The 7551-nt window shown below is 44.9% G+C and carries 5 protein-coding genes and 1 tRNA gene; 2 read left to right on the forward strand and 4 right to left on the reverse strand.

What is annotated here, in order from left to right; genetic code table 11:
* Positions 1–59: 59 nt before the first annotated feature.
* The 4 genes from HRU42_RS14955 to rsgA all read right to left on the reverse strand — a co-directional run bounded on the left by HRU42_RS14955 (position 60) and on the right by rsgA (position 6310).
* Positions 60–3272, reverse strand: a complete 3213-nt coding sequence (locus HRU42_RS14955) for a mechanosensitive ion channel domain-containing protein (RefSeq protein WP_295032119.1) — start codon at positions 3270–3272, stop codon at positions 60–62.
* 169 nt (positions 3273–3441) lie between these two features.
* A complete protein-coding gene (locus tag HRU42_RS14960) occupies positions 3442–4317 on the reverse strand; it encodes a DMT family transporter (RefSeq protein WP_295032120.1) in 876 nt (291 codons plus the stop codon).
* A gap of 39 nt (positions 4318–4356) precedes the next feature.
* Positions 4357–5220, reverse strand: a complete 864-nt coding sequence (gene asd, locus HRU42_RS14965) for an archaetidylserine decarboxylase (RefSeq protein WP_295032121.1) — start codon at positions 5218–5220, stop codon at positions 4357–4359.
* A 31-nt stretch (positions 5221–5251) separates the two neighbouring features.
* Complete coding sequence (gene rsgA / locus HRU42_RS14970) at positions 5252–6310, reverse strand: small ribosomal subunit biogenesis GTPase RsgA (RefSeq protein WP_295032122.1); 1059 nt, start codon at positions 6308–6310, stop codon at positions 5252–5254.
* A gap of 112 nt (positions 6311–6422) precedes the next feature.
* Here rsgA and orn point away from each other — a divergent pair, with 112 nt between their 5' ends.
* Complete coding sequence (orn, locus tag HRU42_RS14975; RefSeq protein WP_295032123.1) at positions 6423–6968, forward strand: oligoribonuclease; 546 nt, start codon at positions 6423–6425, stop codon at positions 6966–6968.
* A 262-nt stretch (positions 6969–7230) separates the two neighbouring features.
* Positions 7231–7306, forward strand: a tRNA-Gly gene (locus HRU42_RS14980).
* Positions 7307–7551: the final 245 nt, after the last annotated feature.

The following is a 7551-nucleotide window of genomic DNA, read 5'->3' on the forward strand; positions in this document are numbered from 1 at the left end:
GGCTTGAGGAAAGCCCTAGCTGATTTTTGTCAGGGCTCCGCGGGGAAAAGATTAAATTATTAGCTTCTGATGAGTCCCTGAGCGTCTTTACTCTGAGTGTTCTTGATATGTACTTCCAGTTGTGGATATGCGAGTTCCAGTTGGTTCTCTTGAAGTTTTTTACTGATGGCTTTATGCAATTTATGCCGCAGAGGCCAACGGGTATTCATATCTTTGGCATAGGCTCTGACTTCATAATCTTGGGTGTGTTTGCCAAATCCCGCAAACCAGACTTCAGGCTCAGGGCTTTCTAAAGCATCATCACATCCTTTCACGGCTTGATATAGGGCCGCTTCGACTCTGGCCGGATCTGAGTCTCTCGCGACTGAGACATAAACGACGACACGGGTAATTGGATCCGAGAGGGACCAGTTGATGAGTTGTTCGGTAATGAAGGCCTTATTGGGGATGATGATCTCTTTCCTATCCCAGTCAATGATGGTCGTTGCACGGATCTGAATCTTACTCACAGTACCCGTGAGATCCCGTATGGTCACAGTGTCACCAATTCTTACCGGTTTTTCGAACAAGATGATCAGACCAGAGATGAAGTTGGCGAAGATCTCTTGTAATCCAAAACCCAGTCCCAGAGAGAGTGCTGCTACCAGCCACTGTAACTTGGACCATTCCATACCTAAAGTTGAAAATCCACTCAAGATACCGAAAAACACCACGAGATAGCGACTCATTGTGGTGATGGCAAAGCCGGTTCCCTGACTCAAATCGAGTCGCTGTAATATGGTGAGCTCGAGTAAACCGGGCAAGTTGGTGGCTATCATCAGTGAGAAGCCGACGATGACCAGCCCGAATAATAATGATTTTAGGGTGATAGGCAGCTGTTGTTCGATGCCATTAACCAGAGAGTTACTGGTCCAGAGTGTCACGCCATCGAGTAATGAGAATAATGCTGTGTGGGTCTGGGTCCAGAGGCCGATTAAACTTGCCAAGAAAGCCAGTAGCAATAATGAACGCACCAGTCCCAAGGATTGGCTGGAGATGGTTTCCAGATCGACAACCGGCTCTTCATAGGTATCGAGAGGGTCGTTATTGTTTTGTGGATCTTCGTCTCGCTCACGTTGCAGCAATATCTCTGCGCGTCTGGCTTTAGCACGATCGAAGGCGATGCGCCTCCTCTCGATGAGCATCCAACGTTTTATCAGTTGATAGAGCAACATGAAGCCTAGGGATAATAACAGGGAAAGTTGCAGTTGTAGTAGCACCTGGAATGCGGTGTAGTAATAACCCCTAAAGGCCAGAATGGCACAGATTGGAGGCACGACTAGCAGCACTGCCCACAGAAATCTTTGGAGTAATTTCTTATTCTTATCATCCTGGTGCTGATGCTTGTTTTTCTTAGATAAGGATAAGATATCTTTATAGAAGCTAAACAGGAAAATACTGAAAATAATGAAGGCGCCACGGCCAATGCTATTTCTCAGTACCGAATTATCAATAAACTCGGTAAACCCCATCACCCCAAAGAAGGGTATTGCCATGATAACGAAGGTTTTAAACCTAAGTTGACCTTGCCTAATTATGGTTTTATCACCTTTAAAATGGCCAATGAGCAAGCCCCTATTCAGTGCGAGAAGATAGGTGAAACGGTAGAGCAGGTAGAGTAAACCTATGACTAACACTCCCATGCCGATAGCCGCTGTTAGGTTCAGACTGGATAAGAGTAAGATGGCGCCAGCGGCGATCACCGGCAGTGGTTTAATCACGCTGTAGAGTAAAGAATTAATCAGGGGCCTGAAGGTGTAGCTGAACAGATCTTGGGTCACATTACCGACAAATGTGATGTCATTGGCCATGGCAGATTTGAACTTAGGTGTTAACAGATCTTGGGCGATCAAACAGAGCACCAACAAGATGATCCACCAAGACCAGTATTCACTCTGTTCATCGAAGGATACAGAGATGTCAGGCCAAAAATTTTGGCCCATCAGCCACTTCACACTCTGAAAAAGATCTGTGATCCATAATTTATCGATGGAGTTAGCATTTGGAACCCAAAATAAGTGCTCATTGAGGATGCTTTTCAGGGCGATATTTTGTTGGGTTAACTGTTCATATATCACTCTTAAATCAGTGAGTTCACTCAAATAAATATCTTGGCTTAGCAAGAGTTGCGTGAGCAAGTCATGCTGCGAGGTGAGCAGTCTCATTTGTATATTAGTGAAAGACTCATTGGCTACCAGCTGTTGGTTGTTTATCGTTAGCTCTTGCTCTAATTGATACCTTTCCAGCCTAGCCTGGGCTATTTGTGTTTGTAGCTTATCCTGATCCGGTGGGGCGGGTAGAGACTGCAGCAACTGCAGGAAGCGCTCGCCGAATGCAGAATTTAATTTGATTAAGCCTACCTGTTGTTGGATGTTGGTCAGCTGTTTCGCCTGAACTTGATAGAGGTTTTCGGCCGCTTCTTGTGCGAGAACGGCTCGATTGGTGTCCTGAGTGAGCATTTTTAGTCTGTTGGCATAATCGATATTGAGCTGACTCAGTTGTTGAGTTAGGGGGGATTGCTCTGCAGAAGTCTCAAAAAGACTCTTAGCTATGGTGGCATCTGTCTTTTTCTGCCTCTGTTTAGCTGTGGCCTTATTGATCTCTTCGATCAAGCTCTCTTGTTGCGATAGTTGCAGCCTGACCAGCAACATCTGTTGTTGATTGAGGTTAATGCGTTTTTGGCTGCTTGCCTGTTCGGCCTCTAATGTCGTCAGGAGCTGAATATAGAGCTGTCGCTGTGCCTTAAGCAACATATTTTGATTGCTGTTAGAGTTATCTATGTTATTTTTTTTATGCTGAGCCAGTGATTGTCGAGCCGAGGCAATATCTGATGGTAGTCGGTTATGCTGCTTGATTAAGTCAGTCACTTTTGTATTGAGTTCGGCTTCTATCTCCTTGAGCTCAGACAATCTTAAATAGGCGAGAGATGCCTGTTGAGTGGGATCATTAGTCTTGGACCAAGGGAGAGGCGATTTAGCCTCTTCCAATTGCCGCTTTAGACTGAGTTTATGTCCTTGGTAGTTATCGATCAGCTTAAGGTGATTTCTTTCTATTAACGCTTGCTCTTCGATACTGCGCTGGATATGTGCCAGCTTTTGTTCGGCCGTTAAAGTGGTCGAAGTCAGTTGACTGAGTCCTAGGCGCTTATTGAGTTCGAGTGGCGAACTTGCGGCTGCACTGAAGCTGGTTAATGTAATGAGAAGTAGAAAGATAGTGCGCAGAGTGGGAAACATATTTGGATGCAGGTCAGAGAAAGATTCGGGGATATCTTATCAATAAAAGTGGCTAATATGGCGTCTTTTTTTTGCGTTTTTTGGTGGTTTATATCAGAAAATAGAAATATAAATTAAAATCATCATGGCAATACCCTGTTTTCTTACTCTCCAGTCAAGGAAAGGGAGATTATCTGGATATTTTTCGATGCTGTTGAGTCTCAAAAATGGCGGTTGTGACGACCAGTAAGCCACCGATTGTCGTCTTGATATCTAGCTGTTCACCTAAGAATAATAGAGCTAAAACAGCACCATAGAAAGGTTGTAAGCAAGAGACTAAGCTGACCGTTTTGGCACTAAGGTGACGCAAGGCTGCAGTAAAAAGTGCGTGGGGAACCGCGGTGAACATCACCCCGAGTAATAGTATCAGCCACCAGGTATTTTGTTCTATTTGACTGAATTCTATTGTATGCCAAGGGGCGAGGAACAAGACGGCTACACCGGTTTGGTAAAACATAGCTTGGGGACCTGAGTAGGCTGAAAAATATTTCTTATGTAGCAGGTTGCGAGCGGTAAAAAATGCAGCTGATAAGATCCCCAGCGCTATGCCCAAGGTTATGTCATTGCCCAGGCTGGCTTCGGGGATAAGTAGTATGACTCCAAGGAGCACGGCGAGCCCACTAACCAGATCACTGCGTTGAATTCGGTTACCCGTGAAGATGGGCTCAATTAAGACTGTCATCACGGGATAAGTGAAGAAGGCGATCATACCGATAGCGACTGATGAGAGCTGCATAGAGGCAAAGTAAGTGACCCAATGTAGGCTGACGACAATGCCCAGACCCAGGGCGATGAAATAGTCTCTAGTGGAGTCGAGTGATAAGTTTTTTTTGCTGATTTTGACGATGCAGGCTAAGACAAGAGCGGCAACTAGGCAGCGCAGCAGAGTGATATTTAACGCACTGAGTGGAATAAGTTTTGAGAAGAGTGCCGTGCCACCAAATAGCAGCACAGCGAGATGTAACTCTAATAAACCTGATTGTTTACTACTAGCCGTTTGGTTCATTACCACTCCGTATACTGACCAAAAGCTGTTTAGATCAGATTAATCCTCTATTTTTGCGAACGTCTGCCCCATGCGGGTCACGGCTTTTGGCACGACACCGTCGGCAAACTCATCTAAGGCATCTTTAGCGAATAGCATGACCACAGTGCTGCCTAGCTTAAACCTACCCATCTCGGCACCTTTCTCGAGGGTTAACGCCTCTGGCCCCTCGGTGGGGTAATCCCAGGTAAATACTTTTTTACTTCCGGGTGGTGTAATGGTACCTGCCCAGACGGTTTCTATGCTTGCGACTATGGTTGCACCGACTAATACCATGGCAATAGGACCTATCTCGGTCTCAAAAATTGCCACCACACGTTCGTTACGGGCGAACAGGCCTGGAACATTTGCTGCGGTTAATGGGTTGACGGAAAACAAGTCACCGGGAACATAAGTCATTTTTGACAAGGTGCCTGTCACTGGCATGTGAATGCGGTGATAGTCTTTTGGTGCTAAGTAGATGGTAGCGAAATCGCCGTCTTCGAAGCGTTTGGCATCATCGGCCTGATCACCAAGAAGTGCAAGTGATGAATACTCGTGTCCCTTGGCTTGAAATATCTGACCGTCATTAATAGGACCGCATTGGCTTATCGCGCCATCGACCGGATGGACAATATAATCTTGATCTTGTGAAAGCGGACGTACACCAGGCTTGAGGGCTCGAGTGAAAAACGCATTAAACGTCTTATAAGCTTCAGGTTCGCTCTGTGCCGCTTCACTCATATCGATCTTGTATTGCTTAATAAACCATTTTATTCCAGCGGTCGTTACCGCACCTAATTCAGCGGCTGCCAGTTTACCCACCAGGCGAGAGACTAGATGTTTAGGCATGATATATTGCAATGCAATTTTTATTTTATCCACGTGTACTTCCTTTCAAAATATTGCGCTTAGCCTATTCTTCTTCGCTGGCTCTAAATTGTCTGGCATGGCGCATTTCATTTAGGCTGGCGATAATTTTATGATAATTGTTGTATCGATCTGCTGCGATCTTGCCAGCATGAAATGCTTCGGTGATGGCACAGCCAGGATCATTTTTGTGTTTACAGTCTCTGAATTTACAAGTGCCTAGATATTCCCGGAACTCGATAAAACACTCACCCACTCTTTCGGGTGGTAAGTGCCATAGCGCAAACTCTCGAACTCCCGGAGAATCAATCAGATCGCCTCCGCTAACGAAATGCATTAACTTAGCCGTGGTGGTCGTGTGTTGTCCTAGGCCTGAATTTTGAGAGACATCGCCAATTGCGAGCTCGGCATCAGGCATCATAGCGTTAATGATGGATGACTTGCCTACACCAGATTGGCCGACAAAAATACTGACTTTTTCATTCAATAAGGCTTTTATGTCATCGACGCCTTGGCCGGTATGACTGCTTATTTGGTAGACTTGATAGCCTATATCTTGATAGCGCTTGAGTGCAGCTTCTACTTCAGGGCGATCTTCATCGGTGAGGAGATCGATCTTATTGAGGACGATTATCGGTGAAATACCCGTGTCTTCTGCTGCTACTAAGTAACGGTCGATTATTTGAGTCGTAAAACTAGGTACTATCGAAGAGACAATCAAGATCTGATCGATATTAGCGGCGATGATCTTGATGCCATCATAGAGATCTGGCCGCGAGAGCAGCGAATGACGAGGGTGGACGGCTTCGATAATGCCGGCTACTGTGGTGGTGATTTCCACAGCCAAACGCACGATCACTTTGTCACCGGTGACCAGGCTTTGAATGTTACGGCGAATATTACACCGCACAACTTGTCCTGATTCGGTTTCAACATCGGCATGTTGGCCGAAACGAGAGATAACAGTTCCGAGCTGTTCTGGCTCAAGTGAACTATCCTGTAATTCAGGAGCATTGCTGCCTGAATCTTTCCGTTGTAGCCTTTTTTCTTGGTTGGCTCGCATACGGCGTCTTTGACCCTGACTTAGGGGTTTCTTTTTACTCACAGTTTTGTCATCGTAAATAAGGTGATTTTGTGTAGCTTAAAAAAGCAGTATGATACACGGTCTTAAACAAAAAAGCCTGAATTTAGGCAAACAGGAAGAATAAGGCAGATCTATGGTTGCAGATGCAAACAATCTCATTTGGGTAGATTTAGAGATGACCGGGTTAGATCCCGAGACCGATAGGGTGATAGAGATCGCAACAATAGTGACAGATAAAGAGTTAAATATTCTTGCTGAAGGGCCTGTGATTGCGATTTATCAGACTGATGAGCAGCTGGCAACGATGGACGACTGGAATCAAAAGCACCACGGGGAGTCAGGATTAGTCGAGCGTGTACGCAGTAGTCAATACAGCGAAGACGATGCCATTGCCATGACCATAGAGTTTATTTCTCAATATGTTCCTCAAGGCACATCACCTATGTGCGGCAACAGCATAGGCCAAGACAGACGCTTTATGAATAGGTACATGTCAAAGCTAGAAGATTACTTTCACTATCGTAATATAGATGTAAGTACCATCAAGGAGCTAACCAGGCGATGGAAGCCAGAGCTTATGGATGGCTTTACTAAGCAAGGAACCCATAAAGCACTGGTGGATATCCAGGAATCTATAGCCGAATTGCAGTATTATCGCGCAAAAGTATTCAAAATTTGACCAAACAGACATTTATTTTCAAGAAGGGGTTGCAGCAATATGAAATTCTCATATAATGCGGCCTCAACTTTTGCTAGCGAGTAAGTTAGCAAATAGTGAGTATGCGGCATTAGCTCAGTTGCTAAAGGTGGAATGACGATACCTTAGGTGATGTTTACAGTTGCAGTTGTACGAAAAAGTTTTACGACATTAGCTCAGTTGCTAGAGGTGGAAAGACGATACCTTAGGTGATGTTTACAGTTGAAGTTGTACGAAAAATTAAGCGACATTAGCTCAGTTGGTAGAGCGATACCTTGCCAAGGTATAGGTCATCGGTTCGAACCCGATATGTCGCTCCAAATTTAAAACGTTTTGAATACGCTAAATATTCGAGACTAAAAGTTTTACGACATTAGCTCAGTTGACTCTTTGTTTAGAGCAAAAGGGCGATACCTTACCAAGGTATAGTCATCGGTTCGAACCCACTCTTTATGTAAAGTATGGGCGCTCCAAATTTAAAAGATTTGCGACATTAGCTCAGTTGCTCAAGGTGAAAAGACGATACCTTAGGTGATGTTTACAGTTGCAGTTGTACGAAAAATTA

The organism is Shewanella sp. (genome assembly GCF_013214165.1).
GTDB lineage: Bacteria > Pseudomonadota > Gammaproteobacteria > Enterobacterales > Shewanellaceae > Shewanella.

What these genes read in the sequence shown, in the direction of transcription:
- orn (WP_295032123.1), top strand. Translation starts at nt 6,423, where the DNA reads ATGGTTGCAGATGCAAACAATCTCATTTGGGTAGATTTAGAGATGACC.
- HRU42_RS14955 (WP_295032119.1), bottom strand. Translation starts at nt 3,272, where the DNA reads ATGTTTCCCACTCTGCGCACTATCTTTCTACTTCTCATTACATTAACC.
- HRU42_RS14960 (WP_295032120.1), bottom strand. Translation starts at nt 4,317, where the DNA reads ATGAACCAAACGGCTAGTAGTAAACAATCAGGTTTATTAGAGTTACAT.